This is a genomic window from uncultured Desulfovibrio sp. (assembly GCF_910584445.1).
Taxonomy (GTDB): domain Bacteria; phylum Desulfobacterota; class Desulfovibrionia; order Desulfovibrionales; family Desulfovibrionaceae; genus Desulfovibrio.
Genome location: NZ_CAJUBO010000002.1, coordinates 63957 through 83285 on the forward strand (window position 1 = coordinate 63957; position 19329 = coordinate 83285).

A 19329-nucleotide genomic window follows, 5' to 3' on the forward strand; every position below is an offset into this window, starting at 1 on the left:
ATGGCGACCTTTGTGCTGGAGATCGGCAGCGAGGAACTGCCGGCCCGTTTTCTGCCCGGCGAAGAGGCCGAACTGGCCGCCCGCATGACCGCAGCCCTTGACAAGGCCGCCCTCGCGCACGGGGCCTTGCGCGTCCTGAGCACGCCCCGGCGCGCCGTGGTCGTGATCGACGATCTCGATCCCGTCCAGTCCGAACGCGAAGAAGTGGTCGTGGGACCGCCCGCCCGCGTGGCCTACGGCCCTGACGGCGCTCCCACCAGGGCGCTGGAAAGCTTTGCGCGCGCCAATGGCGTTGAGCTGGCGGAAGTCTATCGCACAGGGACCGAAAAGGGCGAGTATGTGGCCGTACGCAAACGCACGGGCGGCGCCTCCGCCGGCGAACTGCTGGCGGAGATCTGCCCGGAGGTCATCCAGGCATTGCCGTTTGCCAAGCGTATGCGCTGGGGCGCGCATTCCCTGGCGTATGCGCGGCCCCTGCGCTGGATACTGGCCCTGCTCGATGATGAGGTGGTGCCGTTCAGCGTGGGGCATCTCCGCTCCGGCAGGGAGACCTGGGGGCACCGGGTCCATGGCGCCGGACCGCACAGCGTGCCCCGCGCAAGCGAGTATTTCCGCGTTGTGGAAACGGCCGGAGGCATCGTGGCGGACCCGGCCAGGCGCCGGAAGATCATTATTGATGGCGGCAATGCCCAGGCCGCCGGCGTCGGCGGCACCGTCGTCTGGAAGGAGAGCCTGCTCGACGAGGTGCAGGGGCTTGTGGAACATCCCGTGCCCTTGCTGGCGGATTTTGACCCCGCCTATCTGGAGGTTCCGGCCGAGGTGCTCCTGACCAGCATGGAGAGCCATCAGAAGAGCTTCGGCATCCAGGGGGAAGACGGCGGCCTGTTGCCGCATTTCCTCACTGTGCTCAATCTCACGCCCCGCGATATGTCCACGGTCAAGCGCGGCTGGGAGCGGGTGCTGCGGGCGCGCCTTGAGGACGCCCGCTTCTTCTGGCGCGCGGATTCGCGCGAAAACTTCGACACCTGGCTGGAAAAGCTGGACCACGTCATTTTTATCGGGCCGCTGGGTAGCATGGGCGACAAGACGCGCCGTCTCGAAGCCCTGTGCCGCTGGCTCGCGGAGTTCGTCCCCGGGGCGGACCCGTCCCTGGCCGCCAGGGCGGGGCGGCTTTCCAAGGCCGACCTCGTGAGCGGCATGGTGGGCGAATTCGATACGCTTCAGGGGATCATGGGCGGCATCTATGCGGCCAACAAGGGCGAGGCGCCGGAAGTGGCGGCGGCGCTCCGGGAGCAGTATCTGCCGGCCGGGCCGGATTCGCCCACGCCGCAAAGCCTGACCGGCGCCCTGCTTTCCCTGGCGGACAAGGCGGATACCCTGGCGGGCTGCTTCGGGTTGAACAAGGTTCCCACAGGCGCAGCCGACCCCAACGGACTCAGGCGCTGCGCGCTCGGTATCATCCGCATCCTGCTGGCGTTTGACCTCAGGCTGAATGTGCGCCGTCTTTTTGCCAAGGCCCGCGAACTTTATGGCGAGAAGCGCTGGAAGCTTGCGCCTGACGCGGCGCTGGAAAAGCTCATGGAATTTTTCCGGGGCAGACTGCGCCAGTATTTTCTCAGCCAGGGGCAGGATACGATCCTGGTTGACGCGGCCCTGGGCGCGGGCGTGGACGATGTGCCCGCGTGCGCCGCGCGGCTTGCGGCCCTGACGGCATTTGTCCGGGAGGGGGAGAACCAGGGGGCGCTTCTGGCCTTCAAGCGGGTGGACAATATCATCCGCAAGCAGGCCGGCAAGGAAACCGTTCCCGACCAGTGGGACGACACCCTCTTGCGCGAACCTGCGGAACAGGCGCTCGGCGCCGCCCTGGCGCGCGCCCTTCCCGAGGTGGATGCCCTGCTGGCCGCCGGCGACATGGCGGGGGCATTGCGCCGCCTTGCGGAGCTGCGCCCCGCGGTGGATGCTTTTTTTGACGGCGTCATGGTCATGTGCGAGGATGCCGCCCTGCGCGGCAACCGGCTCGCCCTGTTACGGGCGCTCGGCGCGCGTGTGGCGCGCGTGGCCGACATTGCGGCCCTGCAGATCTGAGCCTGGGGAGCGCGTGCGGAAAAGCGCTTGACAAGCCGCAGAGATGCGGATAAAAACTCTGTTTCGTATTTCTGACAACGACTTCGCGGCATACGCCGCGTGCGGAACTGCAGATTGCGCGGGCTTGTCCCCGGCGGCGGCAGCGCAAAGAGTGGAGGAAGAACGTGGCAAATCATAAATCCGCCATCAAGCGGCACAAGCAGAGCCTCAAGCGGGCGGCCCGCAACCGCGCGGCGCGCACCCGCGTCAAGAACGCCGTCAAGAACGTCCGCGCCGCCATCCAGGGCAATGACAAGAATCTGGCCCAGACGGCACTGGGCGAGGCTTCTTCCGTGCTTGCCAAGGCTGCCGGAAAGGGCGCCCTGCACTGGAAAAAGGCTGCCCGCAAAATTTCCCGCCTTGCCAAGGCCGTCAATGCTCTTGGCGCGGAATAGCGGAGTCTGATTTTTTTTCTTGACAGCCGGAGCCGTCAGGATTAAACAGTTTTCTTACGCGCCCGTAGCTCAGCTGGATAGAGCACCAGGCTACGAACCTGTAGGTCAGGAGTTCGAATCTCTTCGGGCGCGCCAATAATTTCAGGCACTTGCGGTAGCCGCCGCAAGTGCCTTTTTGTATGAAGAAAACCTCCCGCCTAGCGGGAGGTTTTCTTTCATACAACAAAAGGCCGGGGCCATTGTGGCCCCGGCCTTTCTATCAAGCTGTGTCGATGTGGCTATTTAAGCCAGCCGCGCTTGTAGCCGATATATACAAAGATGGCGGCTATGGTCATGATAAGGCCGATAGCGGTAGCTGTACTCATCTTTCACCTCCATGCAGGCGGGAGAACAAAAAGCCCAGAAAAATCAGCCACGCGCCCCAGAAAACGCCGATTCCCACAGTGGGTGACGCAACAACTGAACCAGCAAAAAGGGCGATACCCGTGGCCTGAAATGTCGTGATCCAGTATTTCATTCCATGTCTCCAATGCCAAGGTATCCATTAATTTCGTTTCAGTCCAGCCCACGAGGAATCGCGGAATGTCAGAAACAAAATTCACGGATGCGGGAAGGTCGCTCTCTTTGTCATGGGCACATATTTGGAGGGCGTTTGGGCACATTTGGCACATTTTTGGAAATGTGATTATCTGTTAATTCACCAGGTTACACACCTGTTCCAAAGCCTACGAACCTGTAGGTCAGGAGTTCGAATCTCTTCGGGCGCGCCATTTTTTGGCACCTGCGGCTATCCCGCGGGTGCCTCTTTGTATGAAGAAAGTTTTCCCGCCAGGTGTTGGTCCCACATTGAAGGAGTGTGGCTGCTTTCATTGCCAAACCGCGCGAAAATATTTTTCGATATTTTCATCAGCAAAATGCTCTTCTGAACTAAAATGGCGGTGGAGACCGCCTTTTTTCTGCCTCACGATCGGGAGAAGTTGAGCTTTTCGGCTTAACGTGGGATATTTGGACCGGCGCTGGGGTACGCCAGAGCCGACGGGGGAAACGGCAAGGCCAGGACGCTCGTTCCTCCACGGCATTCCCTGGCTGAGGCGCGGGTGCGACATGAGGAGGACATGGCTGCCGGCATCCTCCCCTGTATGGAGCATCACGTGTGGAAGGCTTGTCCTTCAGGGCATCGCGGATAAACCTGCCGGCGGCCTGACGTGCAAATGCGATGTTGCGGTATCCGTCATCCGGCAGCATCCGCAATGCTGGCGAATGGCGCGGAGCTGCTGTCGTTGCCGCCCGGCCGGGGCGCACGGTGTGGCAACTGCCGGCAACGCATGCGGGTATGGCACAGCGGGGAGCCACGCGCGAGCGACCGCTCTCATGCCCCACTGGGACAAGACGATGGTGGTGATCCATGAGCGATGCGAGAAAAACACGAAAAAAGGGGTCATGTTTCCATAACCCCTTGAAATATTTGGTGGGCCATCAGGGACTCGAACCCCGAACCAACTGATTAAGAGTCAGCTGCTCTACCAATTGAGCTAATGACCCGCAACAAGATGGGTTGTATTCAACCGTCGCATATTTGTCAAATGTTTTTTCGCCATTCTGAAAAAAAACGCCGAATGCCGGCGAAAAATACGCTTTCGGCCATGCCGTGCGCCCTTATTCTTGTCCTGAGCCTCCTGGGCTGGATTGTTCAGGTCTGGACGCCTCCCGCGTGGGGGGCGGACGTGGCCGCCACGCTTGATTTTGCCCGGGACGGCGACACGGTGGTCGCCGCCGTGCGCTATCGGGTGCCGGAAGGCTACCACGCCTACGCGCACGACGCCGCGGCGACCGGACGCCCGACCAGCCTTGATTTCACGCTGGAGGGGAGGGGCGCCATGCCGGTGCTCTATCCGGCAGGCGCGATCCAGCGCGATCAGTATGACCCGGAGAGCACCGTCTCGACATATGCGGGGGATGTCACGCTGGTGGCCCTGCTTCCGGAAGATGCCGGAGGGCGCATCTATGCGGCGGAGTTGAGCATGCTCCTCTGTTCGGCCAGGCACTGCCTGCCGGTGAACCGGAGGCTCTCCGGCACCGTGCCGCCGCTGCTTCCCCCGCTGTCCGGGCGCGACTGGCGCGAACCGGCGCTGGCGCTTTTGCAGGATGCCGGCATGACGGAGACCTCCCGCGTCCCGGGCGGGGCGGCGGAGGCGATTTCGCTGGAAGAGGGGAGCGCGCCGCCGCCGCTTCCTGCCGAAGCGCCCCCCGCTGCCGTTCAGGCCGGCGCCGCCCCCGCCCAGCTCCCGCCGGATGGTGCGACGCTGCCGCCCCCCGAGGATTTCGATCTTCAACTGGAACCGCGCTATACCGACGCGGAGCTGGAGATCTTCGGACTTGGCAAGGCGCTCTTTCTTGGCCTTCTGGCGGGGCTTATCCTCAATGCCATGCCGTGCGTGCTTCCGGTATTGACCTTCAAGATCAGCGGGCTGCTTCTCATGGGAGGGGGGGCCGCGCAATTGCGGCTTTTCCGGGAGCACAATCTCTGTTTCGCCGCCGGGATACTGACATTTTTCACTGTTCTGGCCTTTCTGCTTGGCCTGGCGGATCTTATGTGGGGGCAGCTCTATCAGAATCAGGCAATCCTGCTCGTCATGCTCCTGCTGGTTTTTCTGATGGGCCTTTCCATGCTCGGCGTCTTTTCGCTGCCGAGCTTCGATCTCAAACCCGGCGCCACTGTCCGTAATCCACGCCTGCAATCCTACCTGACCGGCCTTGTCTCCACGTTTCTCGCCACACCATGCAGCGGGCCGCTGCTGGGCGGCGTGCTGGGCTGGGCCTTCACCCAGCCGCTCTATGTCCTTGTTGTGGTGTTCTGGTCCGTGGGGCTGGGCATGGCGCTGCCGTATCTTCTCTTCAGCATCTGGCCCGCCATGGCGCGCGTCCTGCCGCGCCCCGGTCCCTGGATGCATGTTTTCGAGCACCTGCTGGGTTTTCTGCTGCTTGGCACCGCGCTTTACCTGCTCTCCATCCTTCCCGTGGAAAAGCACATGCAGGTCCTGAGCGTTCTGCTTGTGGTCGCCTTGTGTGCATGGCTGTGGGGCCGTTTCTGTTCGCTTTCGGCGCCGCCCTTGCGCCGCCGTGTCCTGGGCGCGGCAGGGTTCGTCCTTTTGTGCTTTGCCGTCGTCTGGGTGCTGCGCCCCGTGACGCCGTTGCCGCAATGGCGTGACTTCGCGCCGGAGCATTTCACCGCCAGCCTTGGGAAAAAGCCGCTTCTGCTTGAATTTACCGCTGACTGGTGCCCAAACTGCAAGTTTCTTGAGGCCACGGTCCTTACGGGCGAGCATTTGCGCGACTGGAAGGCGCGGTATGGAATGGAGCTTATCCGCGTGGATCTGACCCGTCCCAACGCCTATGCGGTGCGCCTGCTGGAAATGCTGGGCAGCAAGAGCATTCCGCTCACGGCGCTTTTCCCCGCCGGAGATCTCGCGGGTCAACCCCTGGTGCTGCGAGACATCTATGGAGTGGAAGACCTGGAGCGGGCGCTTGAGCGGGCATTCTCCGGACGTGCTCTTCCCGCGGAGGGGGCACCGTAAGACTGTTTTTTCTCCATGCCCTAGTGAACTTTACGCTCTGGACGATAAGGCATAGTGTGACCACGCGTATGCGGCACAATGGGGCGAAGTTTGTCGCCCGTGCCGACCGCCTTTTGCGGGTGTTTGTGGAACGCCAGTGAGACGAGGGAGCGGATATGGATCCAAGTCTGAAAAAGCAGGATGATGAACTCCTGCAACTGGTGACGTTCAGCATCGGCGAAGAGGAATTCGGGGTGAATATCCTCAAGGTGCAGGAGATCATCCGCACCATGGAGATCACCAAGGTTCCCCGTGCGCCGGAGTTTGTGGAAGGCGTCATCAACTTGCGGGGCAAGGTGATCCCGATCATCGACCTGCGCCGCCGGTTCGGTCTTGCGCCCAAGGCACATGACAAGAACACGCGCATCATCGTGATCGAGATCAATAACGTCATTGTGGGCTTTGTGGTGGATGCCGTTTCGGAGGTGCTCCGCATTCCCGCCAGCACGGTGGAACCGCCGCCGCCAGTCGTGGCCGGCGTCGAATCCGACTATATCAGCGGCGTGGGCCAGCTTCAGGACCGGCTGCTGATCATGCTGGACCTCGACAAGCTGCTCTCCAGCGAAGACATGGAAATGCTGAGCGCCATGTAGGCATTTGCCGCACGGGACGCATCGCGTCTTCCGGTGTCCGGAGCCACCCGCCGGCGGGTGGCTCCGGGCACCGAAGCGGAAGCGCCACTGGAGAAGCCGCGCCGGTTTTGGAGCCAGGGGCCGGGATCTGTCCTCTCCGGCAGGGGGCGTGCGGCTTTCCGGCATGCAGGCGTGGCGGCGGTATCCCCGTCCGCGCGGCTCGTGGCGCGCTTGCGGAGGCGGCCCGGGCGGGCTATGTTCCTCATGCCATAAGGGCGGCGAACGCCGTGCTTTCGGCCATCCTGTTCCGTGCGGAGGTTCAAAGCACGCATGCCCCCCCCTCTCAATCTGCCCGGTGTGCTCCTGCTGTGCGAAAGTGAACCGCTTGGCGCGCTGGACAAGCGCGCCATCCGGGAGGCGGGCGCGGCCGAGGTGCGGGTGATGACCTCCGGAGTGGCCGCGGCGCGCATGCTGGCGGGCCTTGCTCCGGCGAAGCCCGGTTTTTCTCCTGAAATCATCGTCTGCACGCAGAAACTGGCGGACATGGACGGCGAACAGTTTTGCGCCATCCTGCGCCTGCATCCGCGCCTGCTGGCAATGCCCATCCTGCTTGTCCTTCCCAACGACAGTGAGGCGGAACAGCTCAAGACCCTTGGCAGCGGCGCGAGCGCGTTGCTGGGGCGCCCCTACTCCGTCCCCGTGCTTCAGGAAAAACTCGCCGCGCTCGCCGCGGAACGCCCGCGTCTTGAGCAGCTTCGCCTTGCCGCGCAGCATGCGGATACGAGCGCTTTTGACGCCGCTCTCGCCACATACGGCATTTTGCTCCGGCCCGAGCGCCAGCCGGAGGATTATTTTCGTGTGGGCATGCGCTGCCTGGAGGAAAATCGCTGGAACCACGCCATCAGCGCGTTTCAGCGCGCCCTGCGGAGCGCGCAGATCAAGGGAGAAGCCGAGCTTGGCATGGCCGCCGCCTGGAAAGGCAAGGGCGACATGCCCCGCTTCCGCGCGTGGCTTGCGCGCGCGGCGGAGACCTTCGTGCGGGCACGCCGCTGGCATCGCGCGCGTACCGCCTATGTGCGGTTATTGCAGGATGACCCTTCCGCCAAAAGTCCCTTCATTGCCGAGGCGCATCGCCTCATCCGCGAAAAAGCCTATGAGGAGGCGGCCGAGGCCCTGGCCCAGAGCCTGGAAGTGACCCCCCGGGCGCAGGACAAGTTTGCGCGGATATGCCTCACGGCCCAGAGTCCGGAAGCCATGCTGGCGGCGCTGGAGGCCGGCCTTGGAAAGACCATGGGCGATGCGGCCGGGGACGCCCTGAGCAGGGATATCCGGGAAAGCCTTAATGCCTTTGCCCGCGAGCGGGAAGAGCGCCAGCGCCAGGTTGCAGCGGAGCGGCAATGGCAGTTGAGCAGGACAATGGCGGCGCAGCGCACGGCGTCCGAGGCAAGCGCGCCTGACGAAACTGCGGAGGACGCCGCCGGCGTGCCGCTGCCCACCGATGCCGATGTGGGCGCGTCGAACATGCGCGGCTCCATGCCACAAGAGCGTTCTCCGGCGGAAGATGGCGCCGTCGTCCCGCCCGCGCCCGTTGCTGCCGAGCGGGGCCTGCCAGGCGGGGGCGCCTCACTGCCCGGGACTGGCGAAAGCGAAGCCGCCCCCCCGCCCGCGCCTGCACAGCCGGCCCTTCAACCGTTGACCGAGGCCGAAGCCACGAGCGGGCTTTTTGCGCGACGCCCGAAAATCAATGAACTGTTTTCCGTCATCAAGCTCACCTGGAAGCTCATGCGGCGCACGCGGTAGTCTCCTGCGTGGCAGGGGGTGCGGGTGCCCTGGCGCCGGGCCTGCCGCTCCCCAGCCGGCGGCGGAGTGGCGCCTGGCGATGTCCGCAAAAAGAACCTTTGGCCTGATGGAACATGACAGCGTGTTCCTCGCGGACGCGTCCCTTCCTTGCTCACGGTTGTGCTTTGCGGGCAGTGCTGGCACAATGGCAAAAGAAGCTCCCTCCGCCCGGCGGGGGACCTGATCGGGTCCGGGATTCCGGCGCCCGGTAACGATTTTTGCGCCTGTTTGCAAAATAGTGGTATTTCTGTCAGAAAGTCTGGACCAAAGACTGAAAGATTCCATTTCGTCTTCTTGTATGCCTGTCTCCGTCATACCGCAACGCGGCCATCCGTTTCAGGAGCGGATGTGCGTCGTGTGCTGGAATCCGCACGGTATCGGTGGATGAGGAACAACAACCTTTTACCCGGATCATGCAGCCTATGGATGCCCTCAACCTGCACACCTGGCGTGAACCCGCGAAACGGCGCAAGGTTCCGCAAGAGATAGCCTACCACATCAGGAAACAGATTTTAAGCGGCAGCCTCCCCCGCGGCAGCAAACTGCCGTCCGAGCAGATCCTGACCTCCACGCTCTGCGTCAGTCGCCAAACCCTGCGCGAAGGTCTGCGTATCCTTGAGGCGCAGGGACTGCTGCTCATCAAGTCAGGGCAGAACGGCGGCGCGTTTGTGGCTGAAGCGCAGGAAGAAACGGCATGTATCGGTCTGGTGAATTTTTTGCACAATAAGCAATTGACGGTGGCGCATCTGACTGAAGTCCGTAAAGTTGTGGAACCTTATCTCGTCAGACAGGCCGCCAGAAAGATCAGCGACGCCGATATCGCGGCTCTGGAAGCATTGCAGGAGAAAGCATTCCAGGAAATCCGCGAAAATGATTTTAATCGGGTGCGGGCCGTGGAGATCAGCTTTCACGGGCAGATTGCGACCATTGCCGGAAATCCGGTGCTTTCCTTTATCAACGCGTTCATCAGCCATCTGCTGGTAGGCATGAAGCAACGTCTTAAGCCGAGCGAGGCTTTTTCGCTCTCGGTCGCCAAAGCGCATGACAATATTCTGCTCGCCCTGAAACAGCGTGACGAGAATGCGGCTGCCGAAGCCATGGTCCAGGATATTGAGATGGTCATGGGCACCCTGACGGCACTTGCCGAGGATCAGGGGCTTCTGAACTGGAAGCTGATAGCCGGATAGTGGGGGGGCGGAGCGGGTGGGCCGTCCGCATGATCGCCGACGGCCCACCGAAACATGACTCATGAACGGGAGGGCAGACCGGGCAGCATGCCGTCCCAGGTATCGACAGCCCCGGTGTCGTCTTCCCGGAACCAGGTGCTGGTCACGTTCTTGCTTTCCGTATAAAAACGGACGCCGTCCGAACCCATGACGTGGAGGTCGCCGAAGAAGCTCTGCTTGTGCCCCGTAAAGCCGAAGCAGCAGACCGGCACCGGGATGCCGACATTGATGCCCACCATGCCGCCGTGGGTGCGCCGGGCGAATTCCCGGGCGTAGTAGCCGCTTTCCGTATAAATGACGGAACCATTGGCGAAGGCGTTGGCGTTCATGGCGCGCAAGCCTTCCTCAAAGCTGTGGACGCGCTTGACGCAGAGGACAGGCCCGAAGATTTCCCGATCGCCGACGCTCATGTCGCTGGAAACATGGTCCAGAATGGTGGGGCCGACGAAAAAACCGCCTTCATGGCCGGGCACACGCGCGTCACGGCCGTCAAGCGCCAGGGTGGCCCCCTCGTCAAGCCCCTTCTCGATCCACCGGAGGACGCTTTCGCGGTGTCTGGCCGTCACCAGCGGGCCAAGCCTGGTTTCCTTCTCCCATGCCGGGCCAAGCCTGAGCGCGGCAGCCTTTTCTTTCAGCAACGCCACGAGCGCATCGGCGATGCGTTCCTCCACCACGATGACGGGCAACGCCATGCAACGTTCACCGGCGCACCCGCAGAACGCATTGATGATTCCCGATGCTGTCCGTTCCGGACGGCAATCGGCCAGGACAAGCGCGTGGTTTTTGGCTTCGCCGAGTGCCTGGACACGTTTGCCCGCCGCCGCGGCTTCCGCGTAAACCTGTTGGCCCACGGAGCTTGACCCCACAAAGCTGACGCCGACTATGCGCGGATGCCGGATCAGGAAATTGACATCCTTCGCATCGCAGGTGACGACATTGAGGACGCCGTCCGGCAGCCCGGCTTCCTGCCAGAGTTCTGTCATGCGAAGCGCCGACTGCGGTGCCGAACTTGCCGCCTTGAGCACAAACGTGTTTCCTGCCGCCACGCACAGGGGGATCATCCAGCCGTGCGGGATCATGGTGGGGAAGTTCCAGGGCACCAGGCCCAGAAAAACCCCCATGGGTTCGCGGTAGAGGACCGTATCGTACCCTACCGAAACGTTCATGAGGCTCTCGCCCTTCATCAGCTGGGGCATCCCGCAGGCGAATTCGATGACTTCCCGGGCCTTGAGGATATCGCCTTGCGATTCGTTCCATGTCTTGCCCTGTTCAATGCAGAGCAGCCGCACCAGTTCGTCCAGGTGGGCGTCGATGAGGGCTTTCATGCGGAAAAGCACCTGGACCCGTTTATGGACCGGAGTTTGCGACCATGCGGGGTAGGCGCGCGCGGCCGCTTCAACTGCGGCATCAAGTTCTTCCCTGGGCGATGCGGGAACCATGGCGATCACTTCGCCGGTTGATGGATCAAACGCATCACGCCAGACAGTTGCTGACGAAGGCCGCCATGCGCCATCAATAAAATTATGCAGCTTGCGTACTTCTCCCAATCCTGCCTGGTCACCTGGCCGCAAGACATGATAGAAGGTTTTTACCGCCTCTTGCATTACTCTCCTCCTTTCAGATTCTATAGTATTTGTTCTTTGGCTTGAAGTACGCAGATTACACGGTTTCGTGCTCAGTGCGCGCTATTATGTCGTCTTGCATGTCTGGTGAAAGGTCAACAAAATAGGCGCTGTATCCGGCAACCCGTACAATGAGGTTTTTGAATTTTTCAGGTTCTGCTTTGGCGTGCAGCAATGTCTCCCTGTTGATAATATTGAATTGCACATGCCAGAGCTTCAAATCCACAAAGGTACGGAAAAGTTGCACCAGATTTTCCGTTCCGCGGTCGCCGGCCACTGCCTGGGGAGAAAACTTCATGTTCAGCATACGCGCTGCGCGGCGTATGGAGCCGTAGTTCTTGCTTGCGGCATTGGAAAGCAAAACCCCTGTCGGCCCGTTGACGTCCGCGCCAGGGGAGGGAGAGGTGCCGTCGGAAAGCGGCGTCCATGCCAGGCGCCCATTGGGAGACGCCGCAACGACGCGCCCGAACGGCACATGCGCGGTGACCGGCACATAGCGGATATCCACAGGCATTTCCAACGCCGCGGAATGCTTGTCACAATACTCCATGGCGGCCTTTTCCAATGCCTTTCCCAGGCTGTCGGCGTATTCCTGGTTATTGCCGTAGCGAGGCGAATTTTGCAGCAGCGCGCGCAACGCCTCATGGCCTGAAAAATTCTCTCTCAAAGCCGTGACAAGCTCGGTCATCGTAATGCTTTTTTCTTCATAGATGTGCATTTTTATTGCCGAAAGACTGTCGATGACCGTGCCAAAGCCTATGAAGTCCACAAAACCAAGTTCAAGACCTTCAGGAATGTGTTCAGAATGGAGGTCAAGGCCATGCTTCATGCAAAGCTTATGGAGGGAAGATCCCATGGGTTGTGCGAAACAATGTTCCCGAAGCTTGTTGATGACATACTGCGATGCAAATGCAATTCGAAGACAATGGTGAATCTGGGAAATATAGGCATTGAAAAATGCGTTCCAATCCTTCAGAGCTGCGGGATCACCGGTATCCACGCCCAGAAGTTCCTCGCCATATTTGAGCATGCGCCCACGATAAAAGACCATCTCCAGAGCGGCAGCCAGATTTATCCGCGCACAACTGGAGGTGAGCGTATCTGTATTGGGCATGCGTACTTCTGTACAACCGGAAGCCGCGTAATCCAGTGCCTCCTCCATGCGCGCCCCCTTGGCTGTCAGGAGCGGGATGATCTCCTCATCGTTGAGAAGCTTGGGATGACCGGTGCCGAATTTTACCGTTTCCGCCACATCCCAGAGAAAGGCTTCGGGGCTGCGGCCATGGACGCGGGCGGCCAGGTCGGGGTAGTGCAGCGGCAATTCCCGTTTGGATTGCAAAATCAGGTGGCTCAGGCGATTGGTGGCATCGCGCCCGTCTCTCGTCTGGCCGCCGATGGTCACGGCCTCCCAGTGGGCATAGCCCTGGGTGAAGGCGTTCCCTTGCGGCATGATGTACATTTCCACAAACTGGGCCATGCCTGTCCACAGGCATTCCAGCAGCTCGACGGCCCTGTCCTGGGTGATGCGGCCCGCGGCCAGATCCGCGGCATAATACGGGTAGAGGTACTGGTCCATTCTGCCGTTGGAGATGGTGGTTCCGGTTCGCTGCTCCAGGCGCGAAAAGAGCTGGACGAACCATTGGCACTGGAGGGCTTCGTGGAATGTGCGCGCCGGTAATGCCGGTACCCGGCGGCAGATGCGCGCCAGTTCAAGAAGTTCCTGCCTGCGCGTGGCGTCCGGCTCCTTCTCCGCCATGCTCTCCGCCAGGTCGGCGTGGCGTCCGGCCCAGAGCATGATGGCGTCGCTGACCATGATGATCGCTTCATAAAAAGGCCGGATGGCATTCATCTGGGCCGGGTCGTCCGGGTCGAGCCGCTCCAGTTTTTCCCGGGCTTCGCGCTGGATGTCCAGAAAACCGCGTTCAATGGCGCACTGGTAGTCATGCACCCATTGCAGCGATGAGCGGAACGAGGAGGATTCGTTGACGATGTAGCGGGGCTGGATGCCGGCGCTGTCCTGAAACAGAAGGGCACGGACCTCGGGCAGGAGCGCCTTGTTGAATCGCTCATGGTAGGTTTTGCCCTGCCAGTAGGGGGCGATCTCCCGCAGGGCGATCTCGCGGTCTTCCTGGCTGATACCGCCCTTCGAGGTCTCGCGCGCGCCAAGATGATCCAGGGCTGTCGCGTAAAAATCCCCTTCGACTTCAGGATACATGATCCCGTAGCGGGGCGATTTGCCGATCCTTCCCGCCAGCAGCTGGTGCGGGTCGATATGGACGCTGATGTTTTCGGCCACATGCAGAAGCGCCTTTGCCCAGCGCCAGACCAGGGGGCGTCCCTCAGTGGCGCGCATGGAGCGGGTGAAGTACAGCCCTCGCTGACTGTCCAGCATCGGCTCGACGCCGTCGAATGTTTCTATGATGGCGGCAATGCGGGGACGGGATCCCCGGAATGCCTCCGCCGCCAGGGGATCGGTGACGTACGCCTCATGGGGACTGAGGATGCCGGAGACGCAGGAGTCGCAGGCGTTATACATGGAACACTCCTCAATGCGCTTTGCGGATATTCAGAAATACGCTTCGTGCCATGAGCAGGAGCGTGCCGAGACCGATGCAGATAAAAACTGCCGCGAAGGGGCGGGTGAAGAAAATGCTCCAGCTGTAGTTGGAAAGCTGCATGGTCTTTGCCAGGGAGGATTCGCCAAGGGAGCCAAGAATGCAGCCCAGTACGATGCCGGCCGGAGAATAGCCCCTGCGCCGGAGGAAAAAGCCCAGGATGCCGGCGCCCAGCATCACCCAGACATCGAAAATGTTGTTGCGCAGGGCGTAGGCGCCGATGGATGCCAGAACAAAGACAATGGGCATCAGGAATCCGGTGGGCACCCGGAGCAGATTGAGGACGATGCGCATGGTGATATAGCCCAGGCAGAGGATGCTGCAATTGGCAAGGAACATGGCGACAAAAACCTGCCAGACCATCTCCTTCTGCTCCACCATGATCAGCGGACCCGGCTCAAGACCGTGCAGCATGAAGACGCTGAGCATGAGGGCGGTCGTTGAGCCGCCGGGAATGCCAAGGGCCAGCATGGGGACCATGGCGCCGCCGGTGGCCGCGTTGTTGGCGGTTTCCGAAGCGATGACGCCGCCGAGCGCGCCTTTGCCGAATTTTTCCGGTTCGTTTGACCAGCGTTTCGCTTCGCCATAGCTGAAAAAGGCCGCAAGGGCGGCGCCAAGGCCGGGGAGCAGCCCGCAGAAGAAACCCAGCAGCGACGAACGCAGGACATTGAACCGCTGGCGCCAGAACGTGGCGATATTGGGAAATTCGATCTTGATATGGCGCGTGTCCGCCTCCGGCAATCCGATGGCATTGCCCGCATTGGCAAAGACCTCGGTGATGGAGAAAAAGCCCAGCAGGAGGGGAATAAAACTGATGCCGGAAGATAGCCCGACGCTGCCGAAGGTGTAGCGTGAGATCCCGCCCACGGGGTCCTGCCCGACGGTAGCCAGCAGAAGCCCGAAACAGAGGGAGATCCAGCCCTTGAGGATACTGGACGCGCCCACTGTGGAAGCGATGGCGCAACCGCAGAAAATCACCGCAAAGACTTCCGGGGGGCCGAATGACGTGACGGCCCAGCGGGCGATGACCTCGGTCCCCCACATCATGCCAAGGCAGGACAGGATGCCCCCCAGGGCGGAACAGGTCACGGCCGCCCCGATGGCAAGGCCCGGGCGGCCCTGCAAAGTGAGCGGGTATCCGTCAAATGCGGTGGGGGCATTTTCCGGGGCACCCGGGATATTGAAAAGGATAGCCATGACGGCCCCGCCAAAGGTGCCGCTGCAATACATGACACCGTAGATGAGCAGGGCTTGTGTCGTATCGAGCCAGACGGTGAAAGGGAGGATAATGGCGCCGAGCGTCACGATGCTGATGCCGGGTATTGCGCCGAACATGAGGCCGCCGAAAAGGGCGGCAAAAAACCACAAGATATTTACAGGGTCGGAAAAGAGGCCAATCAATCCATTGATAAAAAATTCCATGATTCGTTACCTCTGCTGTTGCTAATAAAGCAGATTAACAATTTCTGAATTGATGACATAGAAGGCATTGATTGTACCAACAGGAAACGGGACAAAGAGAAACTTTGTAAAAATGACAATGATTATGAAAGATGCGGGAACAGATACAAGTATTATTTTTATGATGCTCGCCTTGCTCATTATATATGAATATACAGGGATAAATATTATTGTGCCAACATAAAAACCTATATATGGTATGAGGAGGACATAAAAAACGGGGATGGAAAATGTTCCAAAAATGGTAAATATTGTAAGCGGAGTTGTAGAATTATCTGCATCCTGAAGAAATTTTTTTGAAACACTGCTATAGACAAACAGAATCGTGATGCAAAGCATCAGACAGAGGGAGATGATCGCCGGCCAGACGTTTGCGCCATAGCGATACAGGGGAATTTCATCATCAAAGGTGAACGTGAGAAGAAAGGCGGCCAAACCTACGCTGAACCAGCAGAGAAATTCCATCAGCAAGGCGCGAAATTTGTCTGACATTCCCTTCTCCTTGCGTTGTGGTGCGGTAAGTCAAGGAACCCTGTCCCTCACGGCGGCGGCCGCGCTGCTGCCGCCGCCGCGGGAGAGGGGGCTATTTCTTCTGGGGTTCTGTGTAGCCGAGGTCCTTGTAGGTCTGGGTATAGGTGCCGATCATGTCATTGAGCAGGGCAATGATCTCGTCATAATTCCTGTATTTTTTTTCCGCGGGATACTTGTCGTTGATATAGTTCTGAAATTCCTTGGATTCATAGGCCTTCTTGAACACGTCAAGAAGATATTCCTGCTTGTCCCTGGACATTTTCGGGTTCATGTAGAATCCGCGCACCTTGTAAACATTCTTGACCGACGGGTCGAGGTCCTTCAGGCACGGGATGTCCTGGAATTCCTGCGGGCGCGTGTCGGTGAAGGAGATGATAGGCTTCATGTCGCCGGATTTGAGATATGGCGCCACGTCCCCGGGCTGTTCCAGCAGTGCGTCCACATGGCCGCCCACAAGGGCCGCGTAGCGTTCGCTGGGCTTGTCAAAACTGATCTGCCTGAATTTGATGTTCCCCGCCTTTTCCAGCTGGACAGCCTGGACCTCTTCCAGATTGCCGCGCTGGGCAATGTTGCCGAGCGTGACCTCGCCCGGGTGCGCCTTGGCGTATTTCACAAAGCTTTCCCAGTCATGGAAGCGCGGGTCATTCTTGCGGATGTAGATTTGGCTGTAGACGACCTGGCCGATGGCGAGGGGGATGTAGTCCTTGGTGGGGTTTTGCTTCAGGATGCCGCTGACATAGTGCGTCACGCCATCATCGTTGTATTGCAGGAGCGTGTAGCCGTCAGCGGGCGCTGTCCAGAAATCATTGAAGCCGAGCGTGGCGTTGCCGCCGGGCTTGTTGACCACGATGACCGGCACACCGAGATTTTTGCTGACCTGCTGGAGAAACGTGCGGGCCATGGAGTCCGCCCCGCCGCCGGCACCGAAGGGAACGATGACCGTAACCGGACGCCGCGGGTAATCTTTGGGTTTTTCGGCCCCCAGGACCATACTTCCGCAAAACATGCACACCACGGCAACACAAATGACACAACATCTGATCATGCGGCTCACCTTGACCTCCTTTTTGTCCCTCTTGGGCACAAGCTTTCGGTCAAGGCTAGCCAAGTCGCCGGGCGGTGTCAACAAATATTAGAATATTTGGATTATATAGTGCAATAGATTGTAATAATTAGCTTATACGGGATTTTTAACTGACAGGCAGCCTCGCGGCGCGGGGACGCCGGAAGGGGGCACCTGGAGTTGCGTGTCCTGGCGGTGGAAAGATGGGGCGCCCGGTCTGCGCTACGAAAGCCCGAGCAAACGCGGCATGAATGTGGAAAGGCCCGGGAAGAGCACGATAAGAACCAGCGCCAGGATCGCCGCGCCGATGAGCGGCAGGGCGGCCTTGCTGATCTCTTCCATGGTCAGTCCGCTGATATTGGCGCCCACGTAGAGATTGACGGCCACGGGCGGCGTGACCTGCCCCACGGCCAGATTGACGGTCATCATGATGCCGAACCAGATGGGGTCCCACTGGAAGTGGCTCATGATGGGCAGCATGAAGGGCAGGAAAACGTAATAGATGGAAATGGCATCCAGCAGCATGCCCGCCAGCAGCAGGATGATGTTGATCATCAGCAGGACGATCCAGGGATCGTCCGACACCGAAAGCAGCAGGGCCGAGCCGCGTTCCACAAGGCCCACAGTGGAGGCCACCCACGAATACAGGCCCGCGCAGGTGACGACGATCATGACCACGGCCGTGGCCTGCATGCTGGCGGAAAAGATCTCGAAGAGCATCTTTACGCTGTTGATGGTGCGGTAAATGAAGATGCCCACGAACAGCCCGTAAAAAACGGCTACAGCCGCCGCCTCGGTGGGGGTGAAGATGCCGCCGTAGATGCCGCCGAGGATGACGGCCGGGGTGAGCACGCCCCAGAACGCCTCCCGGAAGGCGCGGCCCGCCGGCATGGTGCCGCGTTTGCCCCGGTAGCCCTTTTTGCGCGAAATGATGACCACCGCCGCCATGATGCACAGGGCAACAAGGATGCCGGGGACAAAGCCCGCTGCGAAGAGCGCGGGGACCGAGACATTGGCGATGCCGCCATAGACGATGAAGGCGATGCTGGGCGGGATGACGATGGCAAGGCCCGATGTCACGGAAACCGTGGCCGCCGCGAAATCCCGGTCATAGCCCACGCGCGTCATGCCGGGGATGAGGATCAGCCCCAGCGCCGCCACCGTCGCCGGGCCAGAGCCGCTCACGGCGCCCCAGAAGGTGGCAACAGCCACGGTGGCGACGGCAAGGCCGCCGGTCATGCTGCCGGTCAGGGCTTCCATCAGCGTGACGATGCGCGCGGCAATGCCGGCGCGTTCCATGATATATCCCGCCAGGATGAAAAAGGGGATTGCCAGCAGCGGAAACTTGGCGATGCCCGCGAAAAAGTTGTAGGAGAGCATGGTCAGGCCCATGTCCCATTTCCAGACCACCGCAAGCGCCGCAAAGCCCAGGGCCAGCGCAATGGGAACACGCAGGAGGAGCGGCACGAGAAAAAGCGTCAGCAGCCAGAATGCGGGGTCCTGAAAAAGCGTAGTGTCCATGGCAGATTCGTGGGCGCGTCGCGGTCGTGGCCGGAACGCGGGCGCGGTGAGCGGGCCGCGCCGTCGCTAGAAGTTGCCCGCGCGCAGATCCGCCACGGAACGCTGGCACATGCGCGCGATGATGAGCAGGGAAAACAGCGGCGTCGCCATGGTGTACCACCAGACCGGCACGCCGAGGGACTCGGAAATGGAATCCAGCTCGTATTCGTCAAGCACTTCAAGGGTCCCTGTCCAGCAGAGCGCGCCGAAAAAGACCACGCAGAGGAGACAGCCGAGCCAGTAGCAGAGCCGGCGCGCCGGCCGGGGCAACGCCTCGTACACGATGTTCATGCCCAGGTGCGTGCCCTGCCGGAACGCGCGCGCCGTGCCGAGCAGGACGACCCAGACAAAAAAATTCACGGTCAATTCCTCGCTCCAGGCAAAGGAAAACGAGGTGCAATAGCGCACGATGACGTTGACGAAGGCCACGGCGGCCATGACGGCAAGCAGGACCGAACCGAGCACTTCCTCAAAATGCGCGTTCAGGAATCGGAGAGATCGGAACATGACGTGCTTCATCTCCTTGCCGGATGTTGCCGCAGGGGGGATCGTGGGCGCTTCCCCGCCGCCGGCATGGCGCTGGTCTCCGCATGGCCGGCAATGACGGAACGGACGCGGCACAGGCTTACCGGCACTGCCGGCCAACGGTTTCGAGAGCGCGCCCGCTGTTTCCCGCAGGCTGTCGCGGGGGGGGGGGGGGGGGGGGG

The 19329-nt window shown here is 60.7% G+C and carries 14 protein-coding genes and 2 tRNA genes; 7 read left to right on the forward strand and 9 right to left on the reverse strand.

The features are described from left to right. The 3 genes from glyS to QZ294_RS01325 all read left to right on the forward strand — a co-directional run bounded on the left by glyS (window position 1) and on the right by QZ294_RS01325 (window position 2654). On the forward strand, window positions 1-2085 hold the full coding sequence (gene glyS / locus QZ294_RS01315) for a glycine--tRNA ligase subunit beta (protein WP_297045587.1): 2085 nt from the start codon (window positions 1-3) through the stop codon (window positions 2083-2085). Between the two features lie 164 nt (window positions 2086-2249). After that, the gene (gene rpsT / locus QZ294_RS01320) at window positions 2250-2519 is read left to right on the forward strand and encodes a 30S ribosomal protein S20 (protein WP_297045590.1); all 270 of its coding nucleotides are present in this window, start codon (window positions 2250-2252) and stop codon (window positions 2517-2519) included. Between the two features lie 58 nt (window positions 2520-2577). After that, window positions 2578-2654: transfer RNA gene (locus QZ294_RS01325), tRNA-Arg, on the forward strand. Window positions 2655-2880: 226 nt separating this feature from the next. Here QZ294_RS01325 and QZ294_RS01330 read toward each other — a convergent pair. After that, window positions 2881-3036 carry a hypothetical protein gene (locus tag QZ294_RS01330; RefSeq protein ID WP_297045593.1) on the reverse strand — a complete coding sequence of 52 codons (156 nt, stop codon included), beginning with the start codon at window positions 3034-3036 and terminating at the stop codon, window positions 2881-2883. A gap of 949 nt (window positions 3037-3985) precedes the next feature. Beyond that, a tRNA-Lys gene (locus QZ294_RS01335) sits at window positions 3986-4061 on the reverse strand. 74 nt (window positions 4062-4135) lie between these two features. Between QZ294_RS01335 and QZ294_RS01340 the strand changes: the two genes are divergently transcribed. The 4 genes from QZ294_RS01340 to QZ294_RS01355 all read left to right on the forward strand — a co-directional run bounded on the left by QZ294_RS01340 (window position 4136) and on the right by QZ294_RS01355 (window position 9731). Next, window positions 4136-6094, forward strand: a complete 1959-nt coding sequence (locus QZ294_RS01340; RefSeq protein ID WP_297045596.1) for a cytochrome c biogenesis protein CcdA — start codon at window positions 4136-4138, stop codon at window positions 6092-6094. A 155-nt stretch (window positions 6095-6249) separates the two neighbouring features. Further along, window positions 6250-6726, forward strand: a complete 477-nt coding sequence (locus QZ294_RS01345) for a chemotaxis protein CheW (RefSeq protein ID WP_297045598.1) — start codon at window positions 6250-6252, stop codon at window positions 6724-6726. 309 nt (window positions 6727-7035) lie between these two features. Beyond that, the gene (locus tag QZ294_RS01350; protein WP_297045601.1) at window positions 7036-8505 is read left to right on the forward strand and encodes a histidine kinase; all 1470 of its coding nucleotides are present in this window, start codon (window positions 7036-7038) and stop codon (window positions 8503-8505) included. A 461-nt stretch (window positions 8506-8966) separates the two neighbouring features. Then, window positions 8967-9731, forward strand: coding sequence for a FadR/GntR family transcriptional regulator (locus QZ294_RS01355; RefSeq protein ID WP_297045605.1), 765 nt, complete (start codon window positions 8967-8969; stop codon window positions 9729-9731). Between the two features lie 59 nt (window positions 9732-9790). Here QZ294_RS01355 and QZ294_RS01360 read toward each other — a convergent pair whose 3' ends face one another. The 7 genes from QZ294_RS01360 to QZ294_RS01390 form a co-directional block, all read right to left on the reverse strand. Then, on the reverse strand, window positions 9791-11374 hold the full coding sequence (locus QZ294_RS01360) for a CoA-acylating methylmalonate-semialdehyde dehydrogenase (RefSeq protein WP_297045608.1): 1584 nt from the start codon (window positions 11372-11374) through the stop codon (window positions 9791-9793). Window positions 11375-11429: 55 nt separating this feature from the next. After that, a complete protein-coding gene (locus tag QZ294_RS01365) occupies window positions 11430-13928 on the reverse strand; it encodes a pyruvate formate lyase family protein (RefSeq protein ID WP_297045610.1) in 2499 nt (832 codons plus the stop codon). Window positions 13929-13938: 10 nt separating this feature from the next. Continuing rightward, window positions 13939-15429, reverse strand: coding sequence for a tripartite tricarboxylate transporter permease (locus QZ294_RS01370; protein WP_297045613.1), 1491 nt, complete (start codon window positions 15427-15429; stop codon window positions 13939-13941). A 21-nt stretch (window positions 15430-15450) separates the two neighbouring features. After that, window positions 15451-15960: a tripartite tricarboxylate transporter TctB family protein gene (locus tag QZ294_RS01375; protein ID WP_297045616.1), complete on the reverse strand. Its 510-nt coding sequence runs from the start codon at window positions 15958-15960 to the stop codon at window positions 15451-15453. A gap of 91 nt (window positions 15961-16051) precedes the next feature. Further along, window positions 16052-16900, reverse strand: a complete 849-nt coding sequence (locus tag QZ294_RS01380; RefSeq protein ID WP_297045619.1) for a tripartite tricarboxylate transporter substrate-binding protein — start codon at window positions 16898-16900, stop codon at window positions 16052-16054. A 384-nt stretch (window positions 16901-17284) separates the two neighbouring features. Then, the gene (locus QZ294_RS01385) at window positions 17285-18583 is read right to left on the reverse strand and encodes a TRAP transporter large permease (RefSeq protein ID WP_297045623.1); all 1299 of its coding nucleotides are present in this window, start codon (window positions 18581-18583) and stop codon (window positions 17285-17287) included. 66 nt (window positions 18584-18649) lie between these two features. Beyond that, window positions 18650-19129, reverse strand: a complete 480-nt coding sequence (locus QZ294_RS01390; protein WP_297045626.1) for a TRAP transporter small permease — start codon at window positions 19127-19129, stop codon at window positions 18650-18652. Between the last annotated feature and the right edge of the window lie 200 nt (window positions 19130-19329).